General features: G+C 42.1%; 26 protein-coding genes. 6 read left to right on the top strand and 20 right to left on the bottom strand.

Annotated features, from left to right (window positions below):
* Nucleotides 1–47: 47 nt before the first annotated feature.
* The gene (birA, locus tag ODU37_RS05455) at nucleotides 48–1,004 is read left to right on the top strand and encodes a bifunctional biotin--[acetyl-CoA-carboxylase] ligase/biotin operon repressor BirA (RefSeq protein WP_249562164.1); all 957 of its coding nucleotides are present in this window, start codon (nucleotides 48–50) and stop codon (nucleotides 1,002–1,004) included.
* On the opposite strand, the gene ODU37_RS05450 is transcribed toward birA, so the two are convergent.
* The 6 genes from ODU37_RS05450 to udk all read right to left on the bottom strand — a co-directional run bounded on the left by ODU37_RS05450 (nucleotide 970) and on the right by udk (nucleotide 5,109).
* Nucleotides 970–1,158: a DUF3272 domain-containing protein gene (locus tag ODU37_RS05450; RefSeq protein ID WP_002936839.1), complete on the bottom strand. Its 189-nt coding sequence runs from the start codon at nucleotides 1,156–1,158 to the stop codon at nucleotides 970–972. The two genes, birA and ODU37_RS05450, sit on opposite strands and share 35 nt — an antisense overlap.
* Before the next feature lie 194 nt (nucleotides 1,159–1,352).
* Entirely contained in the window at nucleotides 1,353–3,020 is a 1,668-nt protein-coding gene (gene dnaX / locus ODU37_RS05445) for a DNA polymerase III subunit gamma/tau (protein ID WP_053866772.1), read from the bottom strand.
* Nucleotides 3,020–3,517: a GAF domain-containing protein gene (locus tag ODU37_RS05440; protein ID WP_014638428.1), complete on the bottom strand. Its 498-nt coding sequence runs from the start codon at nucleotides 3,515–3,517 to the stop codon at nucleotides 3,020–3,022. The genes dnaX and ODU37_RS05440 overlap by 1 nt, the downstream gene beginning before the upstream one ends.
* 64 nt (nucleotides 3,518–3,581) lie before the next feature.
* The gene (locus ODU37_RS05435) at nucleotides 3,582–3,851 is read right to left on the bottom strand and encodes a DUF1294 domain-containing protein (RefSeq protein ID WP_002940218.1); all 270 of its coding nucleotides are present in this window, start codon (nucleotides 3,849–3,851) and stop codon (nucleotides 3,582–3,584) included.
* Nucleotides 3,852–3,938: 87 nt separating this feature from the next.
* Entirely contained in the window at nucleotides 3,939–4,478 is a 540-nt protein-coding gene (locus ODU37_RS05430) for a PadR family transcriptional regulator (RefSeq protein WP_024400271.1), read from the bottom strand.
* Between the two features lies 1 nt (nucleotide 4,479).
* Nucleotides 4,480–5,109: a uridine kinase gene (udk, locus tag ODU37_RS05425; RefSeq protein WP_002936217.1), complete on the bottom strand. Its 630-nt coding sequence runs from the start codon at nucleotides 5,107–5,109 to the stop codon at nucleotides 4,480–4,482.
* An 82-nt stretch (nucleotides 5,110–5,191) separates the two neighbouring features.
* Between udk and ODU37_RS05420 the strand changes: the two genes are divergently transcribed.
* Nucleotides 5,192–6,178 (top strand): Gfo/Idh/MocA family protein, encoded by a 987-nt coding sequence (locus tag ODU37_RS05420; RefSeq protein ID WP_248030722.1) that lies wholly within the window; start codon nucleotides 5,192–5,194, stop codon nucleotides 6,176–6,178.
* Nucleotides 6,168–7,250 (top strand): DEAD/DEAH box helicase, encoded by a 1,083-nt coding sequence (locus tag ODU37_RS05415; protein ID WP_029944355.1) that lies wholly within the window; start codon nucleotides 6,168–6,170, stop codon nucleotides 7,248–7,250. Before ODU37_RS05420 ends, ODU37_RS05415 begins: the two co-directional genes overlap by 11 nt.
* 66 nt (nucleotides 7,251–7,316) lie before the next feature.
* Here ODU37_RS05415 and ODU37_RS05410 read toward each other — a convergent pair whose 3' ends face one another.
* The 3 genes from ODU37_RS05410 to ODU37_RS05400 form a co-directional block, all read right to left on the bottom strand.
* The gene (locus ODU37_RS05410; RefSeq protein ID WP_248030723.1) at nucleotides 7,317–8,714 is read right to left on the bottom strand and encodes a polysaccharide deacetylase family protein; all 1,398 of its coding nucleotides are present in this window, start codon (nucleotides 8,712–8,714) and stop codon (nucleotides 7,317–7,319) included.
* Between the two features lie 291 nt (nucleotides 8,715–9,005).
* Nucleotides 9,006–9,389, bottom strand: coding sequence for a VOC family protein (locus tag ODU37_RS05405; RefSeq protein ID WP_172013416.1), 384 nt, complete (start codon nucleotides 9,387–9,389; stop codon nucleotides 9,006–9,008).
* A 105-nt stretch (nucleotides 9,390–9,494) separates the two neighbouring features.
* Complete coding sequence (locus tag ODU37_RS05400; protein WP_002936226.1) at nucleotides 9,495–10,187, bottom strand: phosphoglycerate mutase; 693 nt, start codon at nucleotides 10,185–10,187, stop codon at nucleotides 9,495–9,497.
* Between the two features lie 225 nt (nucleotides 10,188–10,412).
* On the opposite strand from ODU37_RS05400, the gene ODU37_RS05395 reads away from it, so the two are divergent.
* The 3 genes from ODU37_RS05395 to ODU37_RS05385 all read left to right on the top strand — a co-directional run bounded on the left by ODU37_RS05395 (nucleotide 10,413) and on the right by ODU37_RS05385 (nucleotide 14,406).
* The gene (locus ODU37_RS05395; protein ID WP_172013415.1) at nucleotides 10,413–11,597 is read left to right on the top strand and encodes an acetyl-CoA C-acetyltransferase; all 1,185 of its coding nucleotides are present in this window, start codon (nucleotides 10,413–10,415) and stop codon (nucleotides 11,595–11,597) included.
* Nucleotides 11,598–11,625: 28 nt separating this feature from the next.
* The gene (locus tag ODU37_RS05390; protein ID WP_203181334.1) at nucleotides 11,626–12,780 is read left to right on the top strand and encodes a hydroxymethylglutaryl-CoA synthase; all 1,155 of its coding nucleotides are present in this window, start codon (nucleotides 11,626–11,628) and stop codon (nucleotides 12,778–12,780) included.
* Between the two features lie 369 nt (nucleotides 12,781–13,149).
* Nucleotides 13,150–14,406 (top strand): hydroxymethylglutaryl-CoA reductase, degradative, encoded by a 1,257-nt coding sequence (locus ODU37_RS05385; protein ID WP_105201920.1) that lies wholly within the window; start codon nucleotides 13,150–13,152, stop codon nucleotides 14,404–14,406.
* 24 nt (nucleotides 14,407–14,430) lie between these two features.
* Here the strand turns inward: ODU37_RS05385 and ODU37_RS05380 are convergent, their stop codons facing one another.
* The 11 genes from ODU37_RS05380 to ODU37_RS05330 form a co-directional block, all read right to left on the bottom strand.
* A complete protein-coding gene (locus tag ODU37_RS05380) occupies nucleotides 14,431–14,898 on the bottom strand; it encodes a GNAT family N-acetyltransferase (protein ID WP_044679166.1) in 468 nt (155 codons plus the stop codon).
* Nucleotides 14,899–15,839: 941 nt separating this feature from the next.
* Nucleotides 15,840–16,577: a PlySs2 family phage lysin gene (locus ODU37_RS05375; protein ID WP_238709331.1), complete on the bottom strand. Its 738-nt coding sequence runs from the start codon at nucleotides 16,575–16,577 to the stop codon at nucleotides 15,840–15,842.
* Between the two features lie 23 nt (nucleotides 16,578–16,600).
* Nucleotides 16,601–16,885, bottom strand: a complete 285-nt coding sequence (locus tag ODU37_RS05370) for a hypothetical protein (protein WP_238709328.1) — start codon at nucleotides 16,883–16,885, stop codon at nucleotides 16,601–16,603.
* A gap of 1 nt (nucleotide 16,886) precedes the next feature.
* Entirely contained in the window at nucleotides 16,887–17,069 is a 183-nt protein-coding gene (locus ODU37_RS05365) for a holin (protein ID WP_029997293.1), read from the bottom strand.
* Nucleotides 17,070–17,071: 2 nt separating this feature from the next.
* Nucleotides 17,072–17,371: a hypothetical protein gene (locus tag ODU37_RS05360; protein ID WP_238709326.1), complete on the bottom strand. Its 300-nt coding sequence runs from the start codon at nucleotides 17,369–17,371 to the stop codon at nucleotides 17,072–17,074.
* A 139-nt stretch (nucleotides 17,372–17,510) separates the two neighbouring features.
* A complete protein-coding gene (locus ODU37_RS05355) occupies nucleotides 17,511–19,580 on the bottom strand; it encodes a hypothetical protein (protein WP_238709324.1) in 2,070 nt (689 codons plus the stop codon).
* Nucleotides 19,570–21,060: a phage tail protein gene (locus ODU37_RS05350; RefSeq protein ID WP_249562163.1), complete on the bottom strand. Its 1,491-nt coding sequence runs from the start codon at nucleotides 21,058–21,060 to the stop codon at nucleotides 19,570–19,572. The genes ODU37_RS05355 and ODU37_RS05350 overlap by 11 nt, the downstream gene beginning before the upstream one ends.
* Nucleotides 21,057–21,779: a hypothetical protein gene (locus tag ODU37_RS05345; protein WP_238709320.1), complete on the bottom strand. Its 723-nt coding sequence runs from the start codon at nucleotides 21,777–21,779 to the stop codon at nucleotides 21,057–21,059. Before ODU37_RS05345 ends, ODU37_RS05350 begins: the two co-directional genes overlap by 4 nt.
* On the bottom strand, nucleotides 21,767–25,495 hold the full coding sequence (locus ODU37_RS05340) for a hypothetical protein (protein ID WP_398580435.1): 3,729 nt from the start codon (nucleotides 25,493–25,495) through the stop codon (nucleotides 21,767–21,769). The genes ODU37_RS05345 and ODU37_RS05340 overlap by 13 nt, the downstream gene beginning before the upstream one ends.
* The gene (locus ODU37_RS05335) at nucleotides 25,495–25,710 is read right to left on the bottom strand and encodes a hypothetical protein (protein ID WP_172025159.1); all 216 of its coding nucleotides are present in this window, start codon (nucleotides 25,708–25,710) and stop codon (nucleotides 25,495–25,497) included. The genes ODU37_RS05340 and ODU37_RS05335 overlap by 1 nt, the downstream gene beginning before the upstream one ends.
* Before the next feature lie 107 nt (nucleotides 25,711–25,817).
* Nucleotides 25,818–26,279 (bottom strand): tail assembly chaperone, encoded by a 462-nt coding sequence (locus ODU37_RS05330; protein ID WP_238709318.1) that lies wholly within the window; start codon nucleotides 26,277–26,279, stop codon nucleotides 25,818–25,820.
* Between the last annotated feature and the right edge of the window lie 3 nt (nucleotides 26,280–26,282).

Genomic DNA, 26,282 nt, shown 5'->3' with positions numbered 1-26,282 from the left:
AAACTATTATATCATGTTTTAGGACATTTTTTTGCTATAATGAAGACATGAAAACCTACCAGAAGATTTATTTACTGTTAAAAGAAAAAGACGACTACATCAGCGGAGAAGACTTGGCCCAGGAATTGGGCATTTCACGGACATCCATTTGGAAGGCCATTCGCCAGTTAGAAACGCATGGTTTAACTATTGAGGCTGCCCGTAATCGTGGCTACAGATTAGCCGAAGGCGATTTACTCCTACCCGAATTAATCTCTCAAGAGCTTCAACTACCTGTCCATCTGAATATGGATAGCGACTCCACCCAGCTAGATGCCAAACAAGGTATTGAATCCGGTCATACTAGTCCTGCCCTATATCTAGCTCCCTATCAGAATAAAGCCAAGGGGCGATTTGGGAGACCTTTTTATGCATCCAAGTCAGGTGGCATTTATATGTCGCTTCGTCTCTCTCCCAATGTTCCATTTCTAGAATTTAAGCCCTACACCATTTTAGCTGCAGCTGCTGTTGTGAAGGCCATTCAATCTCTTTGCGACTTGGACGTCCAAATCAAGTGGGTCAATGACATCTATCTCGGACACAAAAAGGTCGCTGGTATCCTCACTGAGGCGATCTCTTCCATGGAAAACCAACGGGTAACCGATGTCATTATCGGTGTCGGCATCAATGTCCGCATAGACGATTTCCCTAAGGAATTACAACAATCTGCAGGAAATCTTTTCGAGGAACAACCACCATTTACCCGCAATCAACTCATTACTGCCATCTGGAAAGCCTTCTTAGAAACCGATGAGAAGGAACTAATTGCCCTTTACAAAGAAAAATCACTTGTCGTTGGCCAACAAGTGAGCTTTGTAGAAAATCAAGTTGAATTTAAGGGTACTGCCATCGCTGTTACTGATACAGGAAACCTGGTTATCCAGTTAGATAACGGCAAAGCAAAAATTATCTCCAGTGGAGAAATCAGCCTTACTTCTTGGTCTGCTTCTCCACCAAACGAATAAATTTAGTCACCTTGTAAGCAAAATGAAGATTCCGATAGGCGATAAAGGCGTAGATACCTGCAATCAAGAAATCTCCTGTCAAAATCGATGCATTCATAAAATAAACAGCTAAAATAGTTGTAATGGCTAAAAAAAGAAATTGTGGAAGTTTCATAAAATAGATTATACCAAAAATTCAGTCAACTGGCTGAATTTTTATATGCTTTCTTGATAGGTTTCGATTCTTTTCTAAACAAGAAAACACCAATCTAATTGGTGCTTTCTTAAGGAGATATGAAAAATATTTAGGATTAAATATAGTATAAAATATCTATCAAAACTATTCATCAGTCTTAGGACTGATATTTTCTAATCATTTCTAATCTCAACTGCATCTGCGAGAAAGCCAAATTCTTCTGGGACTGGACTGGCTTCTTTTTCGATTTCCTGTGTCTTTTGCCCTTTTGCTTTCGCCGAAAATTCAGCACGAATACTTACCCAATCTTCCTGAGCAATAGCTAAAATCTGTGGAGAAAAACCTGCGGCCTTGCTGAGAATATTTCCAAACATGGTATTGAGATTGTCACGCTTCATAGTCTGTTCAGCATTAAGCGGAGAATCAAAGGCTAGAATCGCATGATTTTCATTGGCAGCAACTGGTTGAGAACCAACCAACAAGGCTCGATCTGCTCCTGACAGACTCTCAATAATTTCTCCCCAAGCATTCTGCAAGCGAGTCAAATTTTCACGCGCCAAGGTTGGATTTTCCATAGCTTCCTGCAAAATTGCATGAACCTTGCTGGTATCCAATCGGTACTTCTTCGGAGCCTGTGGCTTGCGTGAAACTGGCTTAACAGTACTTGGTTGACTAGATAATTGACCTAGTTGTTTCTGTAAATCCGCAACTTGTTGTTGCAGACTGGCTAGTTGACCCAGTAAATCAGCTGGCAGCTCTGCCATGGCCCCCGAAGGAGAACTATCTTCAGCCAAACGAATGGTCATCATTTCAGCGTAAATCTTGGGTTGAGGACTGGACTTGATATCCGCCAAACCCCTGGTCACCATCTCTATCATGGTAAAAATCCGTGCCTGCTCAAGAGCTAGATTTTCTGAAAAACCTGTTGTTAAATGCGTATCCTCACCACCCGTCTGCACGATAAGGACATCTCTCAAATAGTGCAAAAGATCTGTCGCAAAACGGCTCATACTCTTTCCTTGGTCAAACAAGGTTTGTAGATGCTGGAGAGCTGTGACACTATCCCCTTGACGCAGACTTGCCACATAGTCATCCAAGGCACGCAAGCTGATAGAACCCGTAATTTCCTCAGCAATTTCTAAGGTCACTTGCTGGTCCTGACTAAGGCTGAGAGCCTGATCCAAAATAGATAGGGCATCCCGCATCCCCCCTTCTGCCCGACGCGCAATGATCGTCAGAGCCTGCTCGTCAAAGATTAGCCCTTCCTTGGTCAAAATTGCAGCCAAGTGCTCCTGAATGTCCGTCACCTTGATGGACTTAAATTCAAATCGTTGCACCCTTGACAGAATGGTAGCAGGAATCTTGTGCAATTCCGTCGTTGCTAGAATAAAGACCACATTTTCAGTCGGTTCTTCCAAGGTCTTCAAGAGGGCGTTGAAGGCACCAGTAGACAGCATGTGGACCTCGTCGATGATATAGACCTTATAGGTCGCAAGACTAGGTGCATAGGTCGATTTGTCCCGAATATCACGGATTTCATCCACACCATTGTTGGAAGCCGCATCAATCTCAATGACATCTTCCAGGCTACCTTCCGTAATAGCCTGACAGATATAACAATCGTTACAAGGCTCGCCTCCAACCTGATTGGGACAGTTCATGGCCTTGGCGAAAATCTTGGCAGCCGAGGTCTTACCCGTTCCACGAGGCCCAGAAAAAAGATAGGCATGGCTGATTTTCCCCTGTTCAATGGCCTGTTTGAGCGTGGTCGCAACCACCTCCTGCCCCACCATCTCCCCAAAGGTCTGGCTTCGGTACTTCCTATATAAAGCTTGGTACATTAGCGTTTTTCTCCAAACATAGCAAAATTCCAGTCCGTCTTCTCAACCAAGAGAGCAACGAACTTTTCTAGATAGTCTTGGTCAATCGTATCATAATCAGCTACCAATCTCGAATCCAAGTCCAAAACGCCCAGCAACTGGTCGTTTTTCACCATTGGCACAACAATTTCTGATAGGGCTGTCGCATCGCAGGAAATATAGTTATCATGTAGACGAACATCGTCTACGAGAATAGTCTGGCGCTTAGCTGCAGCCTCACCGCAGACACCCTTTCCAAGTGCAATATGAACACAGGAAACACCACCCTGAAAAGGCCCCAAAATCAATTCACTACCATCATACAAGTAAAAACCTGTAAAGACAGAGTTTGGTAGAGCTTGATTGAGCAAAGCAGAAGCATTTGATAGATTGGCTAAAGCATTGGTTTCACCATCAAGAAGAGCTTCCAATTGAGCCAATAATAGTTGATAATTTGAAATTTTTTCTTGTTTTGTCATAGGAACATTATAGCATAGTTAAGCCGACTTTTATAGTCCGAGCGATAAAGAAAAAGGCTTGCGCCTATTTCCACATCCAGTACATAATCACTGCATCAATCAATACCCCTATAGCCCAGGCTAGTTGAAAATACTTTTTCTGTGTCTTATGCCGAAAATGGGTTCCACCTGCCCAGGCACCCAGCCCGCCACCAAAATAGGACATGAGTAATAAGGTCTTTTCTGAAATCCGATAGGCGTTCTTTCTTGCCTTTCCTTTATCCATACCATAGGTAATGAAGACAACTAAATTCCAAACTACTAGCGCCATACTAACCATCTGTTTGATTGACATACATTCCTCCAATTAAGTCACATTTCTTCTTACTCTAACATAATCCAAAACAGGACACAAGGAAAAACGATTCGGAAATCCGAATCGTTACATTTCTGCCAGTGTATCCTCTAACCATTTGAGCTGGGCACGGTTGCGTTCAATAGCCCGTGTCAAAATCAAATAGTGTCCATAATTGTCTTGGATACTTTCCTTGGTTGAGAACAGCTCAACTTTACGGCTGTCTAGGTGTTTTAAGTGCTTGGTGACTAGTTCAATTTGACTCTGCAACAAACCAGGAATCCGTGGGTCATCCTTTTCACGGATAAAAAACATCTTGATTGAAAACAAGTCTTTTTGCTGAGGCGTTTCTTCATTTGGAATGGATAGCCATTCGTCTAAAATCTGACGACCAGTAGCCGTCATCGCATACTGCTTTTCCTTTTCATTTCCAGGTACTGCATGACAAGTAATCAATTCTTCCTTGGTCATACGCTTTAATTCTGGATAGACTTGGCTATGGGCAACCTGCCAAAATTCGCCTAAATCACGTTGAACATAGTCGGTAATCTGTTTGCCAGTTACCATCTGACCGCTAGCACCCATAATCCCTAATATGATATGAGGTAATATTCTTTGCTTGGGCATCTTAACCACGCTCTCTTAATATACTCTCCACCTTGGTGTTAATCAAGTCGATGGCTACAACGTTGCTGACGCCTTCAGGAATGACGATATCTGCATAGCGCTTGGTTGGCTCGATAAACTGGTGATACATTGGTTTCACCACCGAGGTGTACTGCTCAATGATACTATCTAAGCTACGGCCACGCTCTTCCATGTCTCTCTTAATGCGGCGAATGATACGAATATCGTCATCAGTATCGACGAATATCTTAATATCCATTAAATCCCGCAACCGTTTGTCTTCCAATACTAAAATACCTTCCACAATAAATACATCTTGTGGTTCCTGACGATAGGTCTTCTCTGAACGTGTGTGCTGAGTGTAATCATAAATCGGAATATCCACTGAACGTCCTGCTAATAGCTCACTGATATGATAAATCATCAAATCCGTATCAAAAGCCAGTGGATGGTCATAATTGGTTAGTATCCGTTCTTCAAAGGTCAGGTGGGACTGATTCTTATAATAAGAATCGTGTTCAATCATAGATATACGAGCATTTGGGAAATTATCCAGAATGGCACGTGACACACTTGTCTTGCCACCCCCAGATCCGCCGGTTACGCCAATAATAATGGGTTTCTGAGTCATCATCATCTCCTTCTATTTTCAATACTATTTTACCATGAAACATGGTATAATGAAAAGGATAACACAAAAGAAATGAGAATTTATGCTTAATTTTGGTATTGTTGGTACCTCAGACATCTCTCATCGTTTTATAGAGGCGGCCCATTTAAGTGGACATTATCAGCTACAGGCTGTTTTCTCCCGTAAACTAGAAACTGCTGCTGCCTTTTCAGAGCAGTATGAAGGAGTCGATTTATACACAGAATGGGTAAAATTTCTTTCTGCTCCCATTGATGTTGTCTATATTGCCAGTCCAAATGCCCTGCACTTTGAACAGGCAAAAGCTGTTCTAGCTGCTGGTAAACATGCTATTGTTGAGAAACCCATGGTTTCTACACCTCAGGAATTAGAACAATTGCGTCGCGTTGCCCAAGAAAATAATGTTTTCCTCTTTGAGGCTGCTCGAAACTATCACGAACAAGCTCAAGGCATTATCCGTGAATTTTTGACGGATAAAACGATTTTAGGTGGTTCATTTGGGTATGCCAAATATTCTTCTAAGATGCCTGAATTGTTAGCTGGGCAAATGCCAAATATCTTTTCAACTGATTTTTCCGGTGGTGCTCTCATGGATTTAGGTGTCTATACGCTCTACGCCGCTATCGGCATTTTGGGAACTCCCAGAACGGCCCGCTATGTAGCACAACAGCTACCTTCTAGTATTGACTTAAATGGTTCGGGACAACTCATTTATGACAACTATATCGTCCACATTCAAGCAGGAAAAAATATTACGAGCAATCTAGCGAGCGAAATCTATACAAATGATGGAACACTAACACTCAACGCATGCCAGTATATCAGCTCTGCTATTTTCACAAAACATGACGGAGAGCAAATTGTTTTACCAATCCAAGCGGCCCAGCATCCTATGCTCGAAGAAACGCTAGAAATTGCACAGGCAATCAAGCAACAAAACCGCAAGCTTGTGGAACAGTGGTTGGCTGTGGCAGAAAGCGTCCATCAAACACTTTACACCATGCGTCAAGACGCAGGAATAATCTTTAAGGCGGATAACAATGAAATCTAAATTTCCCTCCAGCTGGACGGACCAGCTCACCCTACTTGGCTTTGAGGACTTTACTCCTATCCAAGTCCAGGCCTTTGAGCCTATTGCAAACGGCAAGTCCCTTCTAGCTATCAGCCCAACAGGCACAGGAAAAACCCTTGCCTACCTCTGGCCTAGCTTATTAGCCCTAACTCCTAAAAAAGCCCAACAATTGCTCATCCTCGCACCAAATACAGAGTTGGCTGGTCAAATATTTGATGTTTGTAAGACTTGGTCGGAAACAATTGGGTTGACTGCCCAACTATTCTTGTCTGGTTCCAGTCAAAAACGCCAGATTGAGCGACTAAAAAAAGGACCAGAAATCCTGATTGGAACACCTGGTCGTATTTTCGAGTTGATTAAATTGAAAAAAATCAAGATGATGAATATCAACACCATCGTCCTAGATGAGTTTGATCAGCTATTCTCCGATTCTCAATATCAGTTTGTTGAAAAGATTATCAACTATGTACCTCGTGACCACCAGTTGATCTACATGAGTGCAACAGCTAAATTTGACCGTCAAAAAATTGCTGAGGACATTGAAAGCATTGATTTATCTGAGCAGAAATTGGATAATATCCAGCATTGCTATATGATGATAGATAAGCGTGAACGTTTGGAAACTCTACGTAAGTTTGCCAATATCCCTGATTTTCGTGCTCTAGCTTTCTTCAACAGCCTATCAGACCTTGGTGCAAGCGAAGATAAACTACTCTATAATGGTGTGAATGCAGTTTCATTGGCTTCTGATGTCAACGTAAAATTCCGTAAGGTCATCATCGAACGTTTCAAAAATCACGAACTCAATCTTCTACTTGCTACCGATATGGTCGCACGTGGTATTGATATTGATAACTTAGAATGTGTCCTCAACTTTGAAGTTCCTTTTGACCAAGAAGCCTACACTCATCGTTCTGGACGTACTGGACGCATGGGCAAGGAAGGTCTTGTCATCACTCTAGTATCTAGTCCTAGCGAACTAAAACAATTGAAAAAGTATGCCTCCGTCCAAGAAGTCATTCTCAAGAATCAAGAGCTCTACAAAATATAATGAACAATATACAAAAGGCTTAGAATCATGTTAGTAGAAACACTGGTTCTAAGCCTTTTATCATTCTTACTGGGCTGGACCAGACAATTCTTGTGAATAATAGATTAATTGAGGATTGAGAGGACTGGCGAGTAAGTCTGTTACAGTAACCATATTGTAGCCCTCACCTGTTAAATATTGCAATACAGACTCGAGGCTATCAACTGTTGACTGATGAATATCATGCATTAGGATAATACTTCCTGGACAAGTCTGTTCTTTTATTTCTTTCAAAATGGCTTGGGGATTGCGACTCTTCCAATCTTTAGAATCGACCGACCAATAAATCGATGGAAGTCCTATCTGATTGACAACAGCCTGGTTAACCGAACCATAAGGAGGGCGAACCATTGTTGGTACAATACCTGTAGCTTCAGTAATAGCTGCCTGTGTATCTTGAATTTCTCTCTGTACTTGCTCCCCAGAAATAGTGACTAGATTGGGATGATTCCACGTATGGTTGGCGATGACGTGCCCTTCTGCTACCATTCTACGGAGAATAGCTTCATTTCCAGCTACAGCCTTACCAACAACAAAGAAAGTTGCTTTGGCATTATATTTTTTCAGTAAATCTAAAACTACCGGTGTTGTGTTCGGATTTGGTCCATCATCAAAGGTTAGAGCTACCTGTCTCAAATGTTTCTTATCCACAACTTGTGCAGCCATATACTCATCATAGCCAACCTTATCAGCATCTACTAGGTAATCACTCTTCACTACTGGGTACAAATCTGAAATTGGTAGAACCAACTGGTTGATGCCGTAACCATCTGGTAATTGTAAGGTTAATTGGCTATCTCCATAACTAAAGGAAATAGCATTTAAGTCTAGCGTTTCAAACTTTTTGACAATCGCTTCTACATCAATCTTTTCCATTCCTTGAGCAAGTAAGGCTTCTCTTAGATGATCAACAATAATACTTGCTGCAGAGGATAAATTAGGTAATAAATCTTCTAGGGTAAACAATTCATTGTCCTGCGTCAACAACACACGCTCAGACGGGAGTTTATCCTGCTTTTTAATTTGCAAGTTGTCTACTTTATAATGCTCCGCTTGAATTTCACGAGCTGTTACATTTTTAAAATTAGTTTTTCCCTCTATTGACGAAACAAAGACCAATTTTTGAATTTTTCCTGCTGGTTTTTTATGACCAAAGCGTCTTTGAACATAAGAAATCATTCGACTTTCTACAGGTCCTAAGACTTGACCTGCATCATCTGTAGGTAAGGCAGCCACAACATGGGTCGTATCAATATTTCCCTCTTGAATTTTGCCCTTGCCTTTAGCGAGGATGGTTTGTTGTTTTTCCTCGATAAACTGACTAACTTGTCTTTCTTGAAGTCCTGCAAATAACCATAAAGCCAAACTTACCATCATGCCGAGCAAGGCGATGTTGATTCCCAACCAAAAACTAACTTTTTTCATCTCCAACCTCCCATTCCAAACATATATAAACTATGCTAAATCATTTAAAGGCTCTTGTCAAGACTGTTCTATAAAAACTCATAAAAAGATTAGGTAATACTCTTCGACAATCAAAATTATCCGTTGTCAACTTGCCTTGATGAACTCCAGTTCTATCTTCGACTTCGTTTCCTAGGCTACTTTTGATTTTCATTGAGTATAAATAATTGATTTGCTTCCTAATTCCCTCCCTTCTGCCATTTTCTGATTTTTTTTGAAAAGAAAAAGACTGCCTAGGCAATCTTTTCTAAATTAATCTGCACGAATGACTTCCACACGGTAGCCATCTGGATCTGTCACAAAATAATAACGACCTAGACTTCCTGGCAAGCCCTTGATGTCTGTCGTTGGATAGCCCAGCTCCTTATGTTTAGCATTATCACCTTCTAAATCATCTGAAGAAAGAGCTAGATGCGAGAAGCCATCCCCTACAATATAGGGACCATGATCATAATTGTAGGTCAATTCAATCTCAAAGTCATCCCCTTCAAGCGCTAAGTAAACCAAGGTAAACTTGTGCTCCGGATAGTCCTTGCGACGGGTTTCCTTAAATCCAAATGCTTCTTCATAAAATTTTTGAGATACTTCTAAGTTCTCAACACGCAAACATGCATGTAGCATTTTTTTACTTGCCATAATAAATTCCTCCTACCATTTAATACCACCAGTATACCATACTCTCTATGAAAAATCCGATATTCAAAACTAAAAAAGCCTGAGCGAACTCAGGCCTTAAATGAATTATGCTTCCAAGTAGTACTCTTTCACAATGTTCAAGTTTTCATCCAATTCGAATACAAGTGGTGGGAAGTTTGGAATTTCCACATCCATGATTTCGTCATCAGACAATTGTTTGATGTGTTTTACAAGGGCACGGATTGAGTTACCATGTGCACCTACGAATACATTTTTACCATCTTTCAATGCTGGAGCAATTTTATCTTCCCAGAATGGAAGGGCACGCTCAAGCGTTACTTTCAAGTTTTCTGCATCTGGAATAACTGAATCATCAAGGTGTGCATAGCGACGGTCAGTGTGTGCTGAATGCTCATGATCTTTAGCCATTTCTGGTGGCAAAGTATCATAAGAACGACGCCAGATGTGAACTTGCTCATCACCAAATTCAGCAGCTGCTTCAGCTTTGTTCAAGCCAGTCAAACCACCGTAGTGACGTTCGTTCAAACGCCATGATTTTTCAACTGGTACCCACAATTGATCTGCAGCTTCAAGAGCCAAGTTTGTAGTCTTGATAGCACGTTTCAATACAGATGTGAAAGCAAGGTCAAATTCGATACCTGCTTCTTTGATCAATTTACCTGCATCGATTGCTTGTTGTGTACCTTTTTCAGACAAATCAACATCAGCCCAACCAGTGAAAAGGTTAGCTTTGTTCCATTCAGACTCACCATGGCGAGCAAAAACCAATTTTACCATTTATGGATTCTCCTTTAAATTTTGAGGTTCCCCTCTTATACTTCTCTATTTTACACGAAAAGGTAAAAAAATGCCAGCCTTTCCACAATCTGTGTACGCTTTCATTACTCTTTCATGTAAATTCAGTCTCTAGACCTATCTTTCTTCTTAGAAAAAATACAAAATAATGGTATAATAGTAAGGCTGAACACGACAGTTCAAAACGATACCACTATAGGAGTTATCATGAAAAAAGTAGCTATCGTGTCTGCCTATCGTTCTGCCATCGGCAGTTTCGGAGGTAGTCTGAAAGATATTGAAATCGCTGATTTAGGGGCGCAAGTCCTCGAAACAGCCTTAGCTAGTAAAAACATCCCTGCAGACAGCGTTGATGAAGTTATCTTCGGAAATGTTCTTTCAGCAGGACAAGGACAAAATATTGCACGTCAAATTGCTATTCGTGCAGGCATTCCTCAGACAGCCTCTGCCTATGCAGTCAATAAAGTCTGTGGTTCCGGTCTCAAATCAGTCCTCCTGGCTGCCCAGTCAATCATGCTAGGTGACAATGATGTAGTTGTGGCTGGGGGCATTGAAATCATGAGCCAGGCACCCTATCTATCCAAAACTAGCCGTTTTGGTAGTAAATTTGGTCATATTAGTCTGGAAGATTCCATGTTAACAGATGGTTTGACAGATGCCTTCAACGACTATCACATGGGCATTACTGCAGAAAATGTTGCTGAACGCTATCATGTCAGTCGCGCAGAGCAAGATGCTTTTACATACAGTAGCCAAGAGAAGGCTGCAAAAGCTATCGCTGAAGGGCGTTTCACTGAAGAAATTGTTCCAATTAGACTGAACAATCGAAAAGGTGAAATACTTTTTGACACTGATGAGTATCCCCGTCTGACACCTATTGAAAAACTGGCAACACTCCGTCCAGCTTTCAAAAAAGATGGATCCGTCACCGCAGCCAATGCTTCTGGCATCAACGACGGCTGTGCTGTCTTGGTACTCATGTCTGATGAAAAAGCCAGTGAGCTAAATATCCAGCCACTCGCCTATATTGAGGCCTATGCAACAAGCGGTTTAGATCCTGCCTATATGGGGTTAGGTCCTATAACAGCTAGTCAAAAAGCCCTTGAAAAAATCGACAAATCCGTCAAAGATATTGATTTATTTGAACTCAACGAAGCTTTCGCAGCCCAATCAATTCCAGTTGTCAAACAACTCGGCATTAATCCTGCAAAAGTCAATGTCAATGGTGGTGCTATCGCCCTTGGGCATCCAATCGGAGCTAGTGGTAGTCGAATCCTAGTCACTCTGATTCACGAATTAATCAAGCAAGAAAAAGAGCTTGGTCTTTGCTCACTTTGTATCGGAGGCGGTCAAGGTATCTCCCTAATCGTTTCCAATGCGCAAACAAGTTAACCTATCATTTGTACACAAAGGATATATTATGAACATCGGTATTGATAAAATCGGATTTGCGGCGCCCGATTATGTTTTAGATTTGGCTGATTTAGCCCAAGCCCGCAATGTGGACCCAAATAAATTTAAGATTGGTCTTCTTCAGTCTGAAATGGCTGTAGCTCCTATCACTCAAGATATTATCAGTCTTGGGGCAAAGGCTGCCGAAGCCATTCTGACAGAAGAAGATAAACACACCATTGACATGGTTATTGTCGGCACAGAATCTAGCGTAGATCAAAGTAAGGCTGCTGCCGTCACCATTCATGGATTACTCGGTATTCAGCCCTTCGCTCGCTCCATCGAGATGAAGGAGGCCTGTTACGGTGCAACGGCTGGACTAAGTCTTGCCAAAAGCCATATCGCTCAATTCCCAGAATCAAAAGTCCTAGTCATTGCTAGTGATATTGCAAAGTATGGAGTCGCTTCTGGCGGTGAACCTACTCAAGGTGCTGGTGCAGTTGCCATGTTGGTAACCGCAAACCCACGAATTTTGGTCCTCAACAATGATAATGTCTGCCAGACACGTGACATCTACGACTTCTGGCGTCCTAACTACGACAAATATCCACGTGTTGATGGTAAATTTTCAACTGAACAGTACACCGATTGCTTGACGACAACTTTCGGCTACTATCAACAAAAAACAGGCAAAACCCTCAACGATTTTGCTGCCATGTGCTTACACATTCCTTTCTCCAAACAAGGTCTTAAAGGATTGCAGGCTATCACTCAGGACGAAGAAACATTGGAACGTTTGACAGAGCGTTTCCAAGAAGCAATCGTCTATAATAAGGTTGTCGGCAACATCTACACTGGCTCTATCTTCCTCTCCCTCCTTTCCCTTTTGGAAAATAGCAGAGCTTTAGAGACAGGGGATCAAATCCTCTTTTATAGCTATGGTAGCGGCGCTGTCTGTGAAATTTTCAGCGGTCAACTCGTTGAAGGTTATCGCGACCACTTACAAGAAAATCGTTTAGAACAACTCAATCAGCGTACAAAACTCAGCGTTAAGGAATACGAACAAGTCTTCTTTGAAGAAATTACCCTTGATGAAACTGGTTCATCGCTTGACCTACCAGAAGACCAAACTCCCTTTGCCCTTATCAAAGTGGAAAACCACAAACGTATCTATCGTAAATAAACATTTTACCTATCATTCATTATTCCAATGAATGATAGGCTGATCGAATTTCCAGCACACTTTTCACAGTTAGCGTCAACATCTCAGCGCAGTGGTTGATTGGCAGATTTATTCGTGTTATTACACTCTAAATCTGACCATTTCGACTGTTGCGAACATTGTTCGCTCTATTTCCAACTTCCAACTGTCTCCCAGACAGTTGGAACTATGCGGGGGCGGGATTAAAATAGTCCAGTGGACTATTTTAGCCCGAGCCTATTGTTTGGAAGCGAGGAAAACTCTTTTCTATCAGTCAAGTTCTTTCCCGCTCCCCAAAACGGCGCCCTTTGGCTCTCACCAAAGGGCGCTTTCTTGTAGAAAGAGGAACCTATGTCAACTTTTTCCGGATTTTATAAAAAATCACGCCAAGAGCGCATTGATATTCTCCGTCAGAATCGTTCCCTATCCGAAGATAGCTTAGACGTTCTATACAAAGACAAAAACCTGCCAGAAGCAATTGCGGGAAAGATGGCAGAAAATCATCTAGGAACGTTTTCCTTACCTTTTTCTGTACTTCCAGAACTTCTAGTGGATGGACAAACTTATTCTGTACCGATGGTTACTGAAGAACCTTCTGTGGTTGCAGCTGCGTCTTCCGGAGCCAAAATCATCGCTAAATCTGGCGGTTTTACAACGACTATTCACAACCGTATCATGATTGGACAAGTTGCTCTCTACGATATTTCGGACCATAGCAGAGCGACACAGGCGATTCTTGACCAGAAGGAGAGTATTTTAGAAACTGCCAATCAAGCACACCCTTCTATTGTTAAACGAGGGGGCGGTGCAAGAGAATTGACTGTTGAGAGTAAGGATGAGTTTTTGATTGTCTATCTTCAAGTTGATGTACAAGAAGCCATGGGAGCCAATATCCTCAATAACATGTTAGAAGCGATTAAGGATGATTTAGAAGAGCTCAGCAAGGGACAGGCTTTGATGGGAATCCTCTCCAACTATGCAACGGAGTCACTGGTCACCGCCCAATGCCGTATTGCTATCTCTAGTCTGGCTACCAGCTCTGCCATTGCTCAAGAAACTGCTCAAAAAATAGCCCTGGCAGGCAAACTGGCACAAGTGGACCCTTATCGTGCTGCGACACATAACAAAGGGATTTTTAATGGTATAGATGCTGTCGTTATCGCTACAGGAAATGACTGGCGGGCAGTCGAAGCCGGGGCCCATGCTTATGCCAGCCGTGATGGGCAATACAAGGGGCTTTCTACTTGGTCCATTGATGGCGAGCACTTGGTCGGCTCCATCACCCTACCTCTTCCGATTGCCTCCGTCGGTGGCTCTATCGGGCTCAATCCAAAGGTAGCCGTCGCTTTTGACCTTCTCCAACAACCAAAGGCACGCCAATTAGCTTCTATCATCGCTTCTGTCGGTCTCTGTCAGAACTTTGCTGCCCTGCGTGCTCTTGTTACTTCAGGGATTCAGGCTGGTCATATGAAGCTCCAGGCAAAATCCTTAGCGCTACTTGCTGGTGCCGAGGAGCATGAAGTAGACCAACTAGCCCAACTCCTGCGGAAAGAAAAGCACAGCAACCTAGAAACTGCTCAAAAACTTTTGGAAAAAATGAGAGATTAAAAAAAGAGGGACCTCCCTCTTTTTTTAATCAATTATTTTCTCCATACGAACCACTTGTGGTTTCATACCTAAGCGCTCATAGAATCGAACAGCTCCTGTATTATCTGCCCAAACATTCAAGGTAAGGTTGTGGCAACCATGCTCCTTAGCGTAAGAAAGAGCAAATTCATACAGTCGCTCACCAATTTTTTGACCACGGACAGAGCTGGCTACACACAAATCATCAATAAATAAGGTCTTGATTGTTTCTAAAACATCACCGCTTGTAGTCCTAAACTCACAAAATAGATGCCCTACAACTTGACCTTTCACTTCATAAACAAATACTGGCTTATCTGGATTTTCCAAAAGTGCTACTAATTCAGCCTCAGAAAATTTTTGACCTGCACTTTTAAAAATATCTGGTCGTGCCTGGTAATGCACCTGTAAAATATCTTGAAGCAATTCATTTAAAACTGGAATATCAGATTGTCTAGCTTTACGGATTGTCATAAAAAATCTTCCCTTTTTTATTTTTTCTATTATAACACATGTTTATTTTTTAACAAAATAGGTCTACAGACCGATGAAGAATCTGAAAATTCGAGTATACTATAGGTGTATCCTAAAATTTTTCATAAATCTCCTAAAAAATCAGCTGGCCAAGGCTGGTTTTTTTGTTGTCTTAAAACGAGAATGTGTACTGTAGAAAACTACTAATACTCTTCGAAAATCAAAATTATCCGTTGTCAAGAGCCTTGATGAGTGAAAAGCTCCAGTGGAGGTTTTCAGCCTGTTACCTTGAAATAAGATAGTAACAGAGTTCTATCTTCGGCTTCGTTTTCTAGGCTACTTTTGATTTTCATTGAGTATAAAGCTTCTCCCTCTTTGACGCAAAATGCTTTTGCTTCATTTCCAACCTCCCAGAGTCACTTCCCTGACTCTGGGAGCCCCAAAACACAGAAAAAAGCCTACTGCACAACGTAGAAACGTTGATACAATAGGCTTTTTCACGTTAAATTATTTAACCGCGTCTTTTTAATAGATGATAATTTCATAAGTATTATATAGCAGAAAACACTGTTTCAATAGTGTTTATAAGTAGTAAAAATGAACTTTTTCAACTGGTTAGCATTGGTAAGTTTTAAGTTTATGCCCCAATTTTGCCCCAACAAGAAATTCTGAATCTTTTGGGGCATGCCTACTTTACAACGATGCTTCTTACTAGCATTGTACCACTTTCATTTCTCGAAAGCTACCATATTAACGGGGCTAGTCTAAATCACCTATTTTGTCATTTTTTCCATTTTGTCAAAATAGAAATCAATTCCAGCAACCATTATTGACAAAATGGCGAGTTTGAACGAATAAACTACTGTGTTTTACTGTATCTTTAGCTAACTTGAGATTATCTCGAGCACGAAAAAAAGCCCAGCAAACGCTGGGCTGAAAATCTATTTAAAAGTACCCCAAGCGGGACCAAAGCGCTTGCCATCTTTGCTAGCTCCCGTGGCCACATAATTGCGGATGCCTGATCGTCCAATATAGGACACCCAGACATAGCCGTTGGCGTCAATTATAACCGTATCGTAGTCAAATGACTGCCCTTTGGTGTAGGTCGCCACAATCTGTCCACCTGTGTTTGGAGCTCTGCGGACGTTAATGGCATCAACCGTCACGGTCATGGTACCTGTCTCACGATAGGAACGTGAGCCTGCTAAGTTCGGTGCTGACTGCGTGACAGTGCCTGGAGGTGTGATATAGTGCACGACCTGCTGACGATAGCTGGCAGCAGTGTAGTAGTTGCGGGTAGGGTACCGCTTGCCATACATATTTTGCTCAAGAATTGTAAGCTGGTCGCCATTGACCGACTCTACAATAACGACGTGGCCATATGGATTAGTCGCTGTCGCCCCTAGTGTCACAATCTGACCGGTCTTAAATGCCCCCGATGTGGACACAGCCCAGCCATTAGCTTGCCAGTTATAGGATGAACCGATGTTTTTAGCTGAGATAGTATCCCCGATAGCCCCGCTGACCCAACCAACACCCGCGCCCAATCCCACTGTTGCATCTGGGCTAATCATACGCTCATACCAACTGGCTAGAGCGTAGCATTCGCCGTTACCTACCGACACACCGGACCCGACTTGCGCCCGGACATTGTTTAATGCTTCATTTACTGTTGTCATGTTATTGTCTCCATTCTAAAAAGTCATAATTTGCAAGTAATTTCTATATGTCTAACCAATGTCAAGAAATCAGCAAACTGCTTATTATCTAAATTACGAGTATAATTCTGGAAATTCTCGACCTCCGCTTTTTTCTCTAACCTTTTCTTAAGAAACGAGAGCCAGTACAGATCATCTTCTGAGAAATGAATCTGACTACCATCTTTCGATGACTGACGATATTTTTCCAAAATCTGCACATACTTCTTTCCGTCGGTAAAGTTACCAAGATATTCAATTAAGTCATTCGTGGTTCTGTCTGCATCCATACTATTCCTCCTTCAAATCCGCAAGGTTCATTAGTATACAGGTTACCCCGGCAAGGACAACGGTAGATGCAACAACTGTCCAATTCACTTCCGTCAATAGGGCAGTTGACCCAATGACCCCAAGCGCTGCCTGCGACATCGTTTTAATGACTTTAATACCTAATTTTCTAAACCATTTTTTCATGTCTATTCTCCTTTTTCAATTTTTTCGATGCGGTCACTCATCAGAGATACCTCACCTTTAAGACCACCGATTTCACGAGCCATAGCGCCCATTTCTGCGGTAGTTTTTTCAAGATGATTCATCAAGCGGTCCTCCCGCTTATTGCTCTCCTCTTTGGCCTGCTCATGAAAATCCATGAGCTTAGTTTCTCGCTTGTCTGATGTCTTAATCAGATAACGGATGACAAAGCCGAATAATAAAATAAACAAAATAGCCCAAGCAACTTGGCTCTGGGCAATTCGTTCTGCGTGTTCAATTGGCAAATGCTAGACCTCCTTTGTAAATTCAGCCACAAGCTCCTCGCCGTCAACCATAAGAGCGATTAGCTCGCGTAAAAAATCAAACATCCCATGTGGATGTGGTTGGATAGTTAATGAAATCATTTGTACTCCTTTAATTCTATTAAAATATTTTTATTTGGTTATATCCTAAACAGATACCTACAGCCTCGCCGGCTCCTATCATCAAGAAACTATCCTGCCCAACAACAACATTGTCTCCGAAATTTGCCTGGGATAGGTTTAGATCCTCTTTTTCCAGATATCCTTTAAACTTTACATCGCCATGCGATTGAGCAGAGATATCATTGAGAGCAATGCCTGCAAATAAAGCCTTATTATCCGTCGGCAACATCTTTCGAACATGCTTTTTATCTTTATCAAAACAAACAGCTTGCCCTTTCAAAATATTTTCGAGAGCAACAACATTATGACATTCATCTTTGAAAACAGGAATATACCGTTCGCCATCCAGTTGAACCTCAACCGCTAAATCATTGTTATAACCGCTAATTTCAAACTCAGCCTTTGAATCTTGTCTCCTAATCGTATCAGTACCAATATAAAAATATTTTATTGTACCGTTTGCGCGACAGCCCTTGAAAACAATTTTGTCTTTATTGCCACTGCCCATGGATGCAATACCGATCGAATTATGAAATTCAGGATTGTCGTAAGCATCCAAAATAAATTCACAATTATCGTGTTCGATGTAGGCTGGTTTTTCGTAATGCTCATTGTTATGCGTTCCCCAAGCATTGACCGTACCAATAAAGACGCAGTCTTTATACTTGACGACATCACCGCTATTTACCCCTGAACCATAAGCATTCTCGCTAGCCCAAACATCCCCTGCTGGTAAATTGTTGTTTTTGCGATAATCTCTAACAGCTTGATTTCCATAATGAATAAACTTACAATTCTTAACATTTCTGATTTTGTCAGTACCACCACCATCATCATGCACGGGATAGCGCATATTACGGCAAGTGATTGTGAGATTTTCGAGATCATTATTATAAATAAGGTTGATAGTACTTGCTGGTGTTATTTCGACATCCGTTGCAGTTTGCGGAAGTTCACCTTTCAAGATAACTTTGTCTCTATCAGTCCCTATAAGATTTACAAAATCTTTTGGTGTCCAGTTAATTTCGGTGTATTCACCTGGATGGATAATGATGTTATAACGCTTGTTATATGATGCGTCAGTTATGCTATCGTTAGCTAATTTAGGACTAACAAAGTCCCCTGAACCATCTTTTTTGACAATGATTTCTGTGTACGAAATCAAACCTTTCGTTCCCGCCAAGTCCGAAAGTTCTGAACTTTTTAGTTCAAATATTTGAGTATACGGTTCGTATTCAGTTGCGACGGAGCCTTTTTCGATTTGAGCGATTCCAAGTTTTGTGTTTTGGCAGCTAACACGCACATAAAAAGCAGTTTGCGGTGTCGGTGTCAGGTTCCAACCAGCAATATTTGGGGTCCCTTGAATAAAGGTTTTGTCTTTGTCGTAAAAAGCACCGGTTCCAAGATTTGTATATTGATAAATTTGATTTGATTCAACTTCAATAAACTCACTGACACTATTTCCTGCTGCGGATAACAAATTTCCTGTTGATGGGTCAACGTAGTAACCGTCCGTCACTGAAAATTTGTTAAATTTGTTTTTTCCAGGCGTTCCATAGGCATATGAATTTTTGAGCATACGGTCAGTGATTTCACCGTCTTTGATAACTGTAGCTTGATAAGCTCCACCACTGACCCAGGCCGAGCCGTTGTAATAATTCCAATGTCCGTTGTCGGTTGTTAAGTAGATATTTGTATCCCCATCCGGCTTTGATTGTTGCAACTCACTTAAACTCCCAAATGTACCTTTGGGAGCGCCGTTTGTGATACTTTGTATTCGCTCAGTAATATCTTCAAAACGATTACCTAACGTTTCAAAACTACCTCTCGCCTTAGCGACTTCCATATTGGCATCGCCCTTTTTAGACCATTCTAGCCAAGTCCGCTCGAATAGCTGAGCGATGATTTCACGAACATCTGACCCCTTTCCTTTGGTACGGATCCAGTCTGTCAGGTCTGAAATTTGATGTAGGACATTAGGGTCAACATCTTCAAAGTCAGTATAAAATTTGCCACGGTTGCTTGCTTCATCCGCCTGTTTCGCCAAGCTCTTAAAATCATATGCCATCCGCATTTCCTCCTTGTGTTTCTTTTAATTTTTCGATAGCTGCTTGAGTTTCAGCAATCTTGTTGTCAAAACTTTGCTTCTTACCTTCAGCAACTTGTTTTTGAATGTTTAGGTTAGCAATCAAGCTAGCATCTTTCTCAGGGTCCAGTTGTGCAAGCTGTTCTGTCAAGACTTGGATTTCTTGAGTAAAACTATCAGAATTGACTTGATACTGAGATAATTCAGTCTGCAAAAGTGACATCTGATTATTGTAATTAGCTTGAGTTTCCAACTTTGCATTTACTGCTTGTTGATCAGCTATTACTTTTTCCATTGACTTCCTTGCCTCCTGTTGTTGCAATTGAAATTTTGATAAGGTCATGCTGTCAGCCCCTACCGTTAAATCAACTGATTCGGGTTGGGTGACATCAATGACTTTTTTGATAATCTGTAACCGTTCGATTCCAGATAGCGGAGCATTATCAATTGGATGTGTGTTACCTACTTTAAATTTATCAAAGGTTGGGTCAATTAAGTAGAGCTCCACCACTGACACAGACCAAGCGGATATAGCAATCTTTTGATTGGCCATGTATTGCTTGCCACGTTCCAACAAAATTCCAGCATCTTTAATCTCTGTCCAATCCATAGGCCGTTGAATAATACCAAACTGTCGGACCAATTCACCATCTTCTACATAACCTTTCCCACCGTTAACTTCATTGATAGTGACACGTTCACGGACAACATATTGGCCTGTTTCTTCATCTTGAGTATCTTTATCCAGGTCAGCACCTAAAGGCACTAAGCGAGTGATAAGGTTGCTCAAATCAAGCTCCCTGCGTGCTGTTTCAATGTTGGTACCTAGTTGGATAGGACTAGTCATATCTTGACCAACATCGCTTAGATAGTCCAGGTACATACCATCATCTTCCAAGCGTAATTGGATATAGCCACCCATTCGACCAACAAGATAGGTTTTGATGGTTTCAAAAGTAGTGTCGTAACCAATATAGCGATAGGGCACGTCGGATTGATTCGGGACCGTCACACGGCCAATTTTGAATTGTTTGTGTGGTTCTACTTGTCCATTGTGGACATCGATAATCCGTCTCAAATAGTCCTCGACACCGTTATTAGGAACACGTTGGAAAGTTTGGGTAGAATCCTGAAGATAGCCCAGTACCGATTCACAAACAAAGGTCTTTGCAAATAAACCTGTTGAATCCATGCCTGCATCTGGTTTTAGGACACGGCCATAAAATTCAACTTCTTTGTCGTATTTATTGATAATTTTAACCAAACCTGTGATAGGCTCAATCTGGTTATAAAGCGGATGGTCATACATGAGTTCAAATTCAAAGGTACCAATATCAGCCAAGGACTGTTCCAAACGACCAGCCGATACTTTGTCACCGTCTAACTGAGTTTCATGAAGCAAAGTGCCTACTTTGTCCGCATGGTTTTTGTAGTAGATAATCCGATAACCAAGTTCAATCATCCCATAACCTCTTTCTGATAATGAAATTGAATCGTCCCAGTTCCTTCAACATGGACATCATTGACACCAGGACGTAGGGACAAGTAATAGTCTTGTTTACTACCTGCTTCAAAAATGATTGGCTCTTCATCGTTAACCTTCACTGAAAATCGACTATCTACAGTAATTTTAGGTTTAACAGCCACTGAACCAGCGTTGAAAAGTGGAAAATCCAAAGAGCCATTCACAATGTACTTGGTGTAATTAGCGACATCATCATCAAAACCAAAAACATCCCAAAGATCATCAAAATAATTCGTGTGACTTATCATGTACGGGTAACAATCGAATACAATTGTCACTGTAAGCTGATTGAACTGCTCACCGTTCTCTACTTCAACGGATTTGCACTTACCAAGCCAATAATAATTGGCATCATGCGTGTCATAGAGTTTGTTTCGTGGATGTACCATAAGCTTCTGCTTGATGTTTCGTTCTACAATCTTACGTTGACTATATGGTGTGTTAAACAACATGAAAACATACTCAATTTCACGATTTTCAAAGACCCGTGACCCCAATAAAGCAGAAAAATCAAGAACCCCCTGCTTAAATGGGAGGTTCTTGAGAATTTCTTTTTCATCTGGAGTTGGGGCATTGCGTTCCATCAAATATAACTTTTCATTCTTGGAGTTAAACCCCATGAATTGAATGTATTCATTGATTTCTAAGTTGCCCATGAAGTTCTACTCCTTAATTGTGTATTTTGACCGAGGTTGCGGTCAACTTTTCGACTGATAACTTTGCCATCCAGATATGTGTTTCCACTTCTGCGGACTTCGTCAATCAGTTCATCAAACTTCTTGATCAAGCGTTGCTGACTGGCCACATTGTCAATGCTGTGCTGGACACTTTGAGGATTATGTGACACAGTGACACTGTTCATCAAGTTAGCTGCCATGTTTGGCAAATCAAATGAACCATCAAGCCCGGTCTGTACCAATTCTGACAATTGACCAGCCATACTTGATACATTGCTTTTGACTTCCTGCCAGCCTGAGCTGATACCACGGTTCAGACCGTACATGATGGCCAGACCATTATCAACCAAGAGACGTTTATCATAAGAAACCGGCCCCTTGTGGTCCTTAATCCATTGAGCCATACTTGATACGCTAGCTGTGATTTGTGCCCATCCTGCATCAATCCCTGACTTCAAACCAGCCATCAGAGCCGTACCGTTAGAGTACAGGTTGACACCAGAACCGACATTTCTCAAAGAGCTGTTCATATTATTAACGGTATTTTGAGTTGATGACACCATCTGTTGCCCGGCTGATTGCCATGCTGAAACCATTTGGCTACCACCATTGCGTACTGCGGACACAATAGCCGTCATTCCATTCAAAACTGCTGATTTCATCTGATTCATAGTGGATTGGGTAATGGTCACCATTTGGGTCCCTGCGGATCTGATTGCAGTTGTCATCTGGTTCCCACCGTTTCGAACTGCTGAAGCACTTGCGGTCATGCCATTTAGTACAACCGATTTCACTTGTGACATCGATGCCTGCATTGCTGTAGTCATTTGAATGCCCGCTGCGCGGACTGCTGTTGTCATCTGTACTCCTGCATTGGAGATTGCCGCTGTTGCACCAGCCATTGAAGACATGATACCAGCTCCTAGCGCCGTTACCTGACCCAGTGCCTGACTAGACGCTGAGCCTAGCCGTTGCATAGCATTTCCTGCTGCATTGGCTTGACCGTTAAAGGTTGCAAGTCCTGCACTTGCCATTGTTGAAGCAGGTCCAATGGTCATGAGCATGGAAGCAAATTGAGTAATAGTTGCACCAATTGCCATCAAACTCATTACAGAGGATTGGGCACTGGTTGCAAAGGCCATCATAGCAGTGCCAGCCATAGTCATCATAGCTGGCAGAGTTCCAAGACTAGCTGATAAGGTTGTAAGGGCAGTTGGTAACATTTGAATAGCTACACTGGCCATCTGGGCTGATGTTGCCATCATTTGCAAGCCTGTTCCTGCCGCTTGAAGTCCTGGACCAGCAGAGCCTATTCCAGAGGCTACAATAGCAGTCAAGCCAACTGCTACTGCTGCAAGTGAAGCACCCATATCAATGATATTTAGACTTGTTACTTTACTGATACCACTAGCCAAACGTTGGAACCCAGTTCCTGCATTTAAGGCAGCATTACCGATTGAGTCAAAGACTCCAGCTACTGAGTCTAAAATCCCTGATACCGCTGAACCAAATGACTCAATAATCCCTTGGGCACCACTAAACACCGTTTCAAGTGTACCGTTGAATGTTTCCAATGCTCCTGAAAGACTATCAATGATTGGTGGAATAACTGACGCTAAGTCGGTAAAAGCATTGATTATATTTGGTAGTTGAGAAACTACCGCCGTCACCATTTGGGTTATAGATGGAATAAATGGAGCCAATGCCTGCACAATTTGGACAATCGCACTTGATACAATTGCAGCAAGTTGGTTAAAAGCGCTCATAATAGCTGGCAATATCGGAGTGACCGCCTGAACAATTTGCACTGCTGCTTGAGAAATTACCGTAACAACTTGAACAAAAGTAGAGCTAATAATAGCAATAATCGGTGTAAGTGCCGTAAGAATTTGGGCAACGCCTCCTGTAATTGCCGAAACAATTCCTGTAATTGCCGAAACAATTCCTGCAATTGCCCCACCAACTGCGGTTGCCACCATTGAAAATGCCGTACCAAATGCCACAACTAACGGTGAGAGCATCGACAATGCGGAAGCTATTGTTGTCATAACTGGAGCTAGAGAAACTAAGGCAGCAACAAAGGCTTGAAGTGTTCCTCCTACCAATTGAACAAAAATATCAGCTAAACCTTTCAAGAATGGAAGAACCATTCCTTGAACAGCACTTAATGCCACTAATGCAGCAGTCACTGCTGCAAGGCCCATTGCAAACGAAGCAACTCCAACTGGATTGAGCATGGAAATAGCTCTGGCTATTCCTTGGAATACAGTTGAAATAGCTGACCCAATCCCCTTGAAGATTGAAGCAATGCCCTTTCCTAGTCCGGTAAAGGCATTTTTTACTGCGGCTCCTGCTGATTTTGCCATTTTAGACAGACCAGAGAATGGATTTGGTATTTTCGGAGCTGTCGGTTTGAATTTGCTAAAAGGATTTGGAATCTTAACGTCTTTAAGTTTTTTTAGTGCCACGATTGTAAGTCCAATAGCGCCAATAAGCGGGGTAAATGCTCCAATATTCAACTTACTTAATGCTTGCTTGATGAAATCAAGCGCTGGCTGTACTTTCGTTTTTAATTCGTTAAATTTAGCAACTACGGCATTGATAGCGCTATTTACAATGTTGCGGAATGTTTCAGAATGCTTATAGGCATAAACCAGACCTGCAACTAGGGCGGTGATTGCTACAATAGCAAGACCCCATGGGTTAGAGAGGACGGCGCTTATTCCTTGGAAGGTAGCTTTTAGCGTGCCAATACCCTTCATAATTCCGGACAAGGCTAGTAAGACAGGTCCAGCACCGACGGCAATCAAGGTCACCCATTTCTGCCATGGTGCAAGCGGTAGATTGTCCCAGATAGTCTTGACCACATTGCCAACATTTTTAGCAAAGTTCTGAACCGTTGTCTTGAGGTTCGTCATCAACTGGGCAACATCTGCTTCAGGATCACCAAGACCTGCCACAAAGTTCTGGAACGCGCCTTTCATAGCATCCAAGGAACCAGCAACGGTCTTTTCTGACTCTTTGAGGAAGTTCCCGTCATATTGCTTGGTGCGGTCCATGAACATCTGCATGGCAAGTTCTGCTTTTTCGGCATTGCTTGCCGTTTCCCACTTGAAGTTGAGACCTTTTTCAAGGGCATAGGCTTCAAGGGTTGTCGCATTCATGGCAACACCAAGGTTATCCATCATTGTGAAGTTGCCTTTGGCTGCGCCTGCTACGGATTCCATAGCCATGTTCATGTCAACACCCATGACGGATGCCACGTCTGCTGCACGTTTCATGGCTTTCGAAGTCATATCAAGGGCTTTTTGTTGCTCCACTCCTGAACCTTGAAACAGCGAACCCATCTTGTTAGCCGTAGCCATGTAATCCGATGCAGAAAGACCCATAGTCTGGTAAGCGCTCTTGGCATCATTTTGAACACTCTTGGCAAACTGACCGAAGACGGCTTCAGTACCGCCCAAGTTCTGCTCAAGACTAGCATAGCCTTTTACAACCGCCCCAATACCCGCAAGAGCTGGAGCAGTTAAACCGGCTGAAAGTGCCATTCCTGCTTTCTGGAATCCATTTGCGACATTCTCAAAGGTTCGGTTTGATTTACTTTGGAAACTCTCGAAAACAGATTGAGCTTCCTTGATTCCGCCTGTAAAATTTGAAACATTGGCCTTCAAGACCGCTGTTACATCAAACGCCATTAACTAGCCCCTCCTTTCTCTAGGTATTCGTTCATCAATCGGTTTAATTCTGCCATTCGGTCAAGCTTGCGTCTTCGTTCCGTTGGTTGGAAGAGATTCTGGATTTCCGTGTCATAGTCAAAGAAATCATTAAAGTCTTCATAAGCAGAACGAATGTTCTTTCCACTGCCTTTGGTAGCTTTAGCAGCTTGACTATACCAGGCATTCTTGGCCATCAAATGCAGCTGATCTACTGTCTTGATTTCAAATGCCTTTTGATATGCCCAAAACTGTTCGATGGTTGTGTTGTAGGCCTGCTGATATGTCAGTCCTGCTCTGGCAATCAGAATTGAGATACAGTCTGCGTAGGTGTAATGGTATCTGTTGTCTGTGTTGCTTGAACCGGTGCTTGTTCCACTACTGTCATCTGTGGTTGTGCTGGTGCTTGAACTTGTGGAGCCTGGTCTCCTTGAACCTTCATAGCGAATGCCAGGATTGGTGATTTTTTTACTTCTTCTAAAACGCTTGTGAAGACTTGTTCGATGCGACCTTCAACAATCAGCTGTGTCAAATAAGCTTCCAATTCTTCGTTGCTAGGCTTTTGAGGTGCCTCAGCAGTTGCAGCTTTAATCAAATCATAGAATGCCAATGGATCACCAAGGAACTGACCAACATTGAAAAGAGCCATTGCACCATACCCAGTCTTCATGCCTTCAAATTCTGCAGGCTTACGCTTGTTCATTTCAGCAAGAAAGCCTAAACCAAATTTAAGTTCATAGTTTTTTCCGTTAATTGTTAAAATCATGTT

This window comes from Streptococcus sp. 2021WUSS109 (assembly GCF_044427305.1).
GTDB lineage: Bacteria > Bacillota > Bacilli > Lactobacillales > Streptococcaceae > Streptococcus > Streptococcus suis.
Note: the sequence above shows the minus strand (reverse complement) of the source record. Positions and strands in the feature narration are given on the sequence as shown.

Coding starts and splice junctions, on each gene's coding strand:
- ODU37_RS05405 (WP_172013416.1), bottom strand. CDS start 9,389: ATGGCAAGTAAAAAAATGCTACATGCATGTTTGCGTGTTGAGAACTTA.
- ODU37_RS05370 (WP_238709328.1), bottom strand. CDS start 16,885: ATGGATGCAGACAGAACCACGAATGACTTAATTGAATATCTTGGTAAC.
- ODU37_RS05340 (WP_398580435.1), bottom strand. CDS start 25,495: ATGGCGTTTGATGTAACAGCGGTCTTGAAGGCCAATGTTTCAAATTTT.
- ODU37_RS05365 (WP_029997293.1), bottom strand. CDS start 17,069: ATGAAAAAATGGTTTAGAAAATTAGGTATTAAAGTCATTAAAACGATG.
- ODU37_RS05345 (WP_238709320.1), bottom strand. CDS start 21,779: ATGGGCAACTTAGAAATCAATGAATACATTCAATTCATGGGGTTTAAC.
- ODU37_RS05400 (WP_002936226.1), bottom strand. CDS start 10,187: ATGGTAAAATTGGTTTTTGCTCGCCATGGTGAGTCTGAATGGAACAAA.
- ODU37_RS05410 (WP_248030723.1), bottom strand. CDS start 8,714: ATGAAAAAAGTTAGTTTTTGGTTGGGAATCAACATCGCCTTGCTCGGC.
- ODU37_RS05350 (WP_249562163.1), bottom strand. CDS start 21,060: ATGATTGAACTTGGTTATCGGATTATCTACTACAAAAACCATGCGGAC.
- birA (WP_249562164.1), top strand. CDS start 48: ATGAAAACCTACCAGAAGATTTATTTACTGTTAAAAGAAAAAGACGAC.
- ODU37_RS05355 (WP_238709324.1), bottom strand. CDS start 19,580: ATGGCATATGATTTTAAGAGCTTGGCGAAACAGGCGGATGAAGCAAGC.
- ODU37_RS05380 (WP_044679166.1), bottom strand. CDS start 14,898: ATGACAATCCGTAAAGCTAGACAATCTGATATTCCAGTTTTAAATGAA.
- ODU37_RS05335 (WP_172025159.1), bottom strand. CDS start 25,710: ATGGCCAAGAATGCCTGGTATAGTCAAGCTGCTAAAGCTACCAAAGGC.
- ODU37_RS05415 (WP_029944355.1), top strand. CDS start 6,168: ATGAAATCTAAATTTCCCTCCAGCTGGACGGACCAGCTCACCCTACTT.
- ODU37_RS05330 (WP_238709318.1), bottom strand. CDS start 26,279: ATGATTTTAACAATTAACGGAAAAAACTATGAACTTAAATTTGGTTTA.
- ODU37_RS05420 (WP_248030722.1), top strand. CDS start 5,192: ATGCTTAATTTTGGTATTGTTGGTACCTCAGACATCTCTCATCGTTTT.
- ODU37_RS05385 (WP_105201920.1), top strand. CDS start 13,150: ATGTCAACTTTTTCCGGATTTTATAAAAAATCACGCCAAGAGCGCATT.
- ODU37_RS05450 (WP_002936839.1), bottom strand. CDS start 1,158: ATGAAACTTCCACAATTTCTTTTTTTAGCCATTACAACTATTTTAGCT.
- dnaX (WP_053866772.1), bottom strand. CDS start 3,020: ATGTACCAAGCTTTATATAGGAAGTACCGAAGCCAGACCTTTGGGGAG.
- ODU37_RS05435 (WP_002940218.1), bottom strand. CDS start 3,851: ATGTCAATCAAACAGATGGTTAGTATGGCGCTAGTAGTTTGGAATTTA.
- ODU37_RS05430 (WP_024400271.1), bottom strand. CDS start 4,478: ATGCCCAAGCAAAGAATATTACCTCATATCATATTAGGGATTATGGGT.
- ODU37_RS05390 (WP_203181334.1), top strand. CDS start 11,626: ATGAACATCGGTATTGATAAAATCGGATTTGCGGCGCCCGATTATGTT.
- ODU37_RS05395 (WP_172013415.1), top strand. CDS start 10,413: ATGAAAAAAGTAGCTATCGTGTCTGCCTATCGTTCTGCCATCGGCAGT.
- ODU37_RS05440 (WP_014638428.1), bottom strand. CDS start 3,517: ATGACAAAACAAGAAAAAATTTCAAATTATCAACTATTATTGGCTCAA.
- ODU37_RS05375 (WP_238709331.1), bottom strand. CDS start 16,577: ATGACAACAGTAAATGAAGCATTAAACAATGTCCGGGCGCAAGTCGGG.
- udk (WP_002936217.1), bottom strand. CDS start 5,109: ATGACTCAGAAACCCATTATTATTGGCGTAACCGGCGGATCTGGGGGT.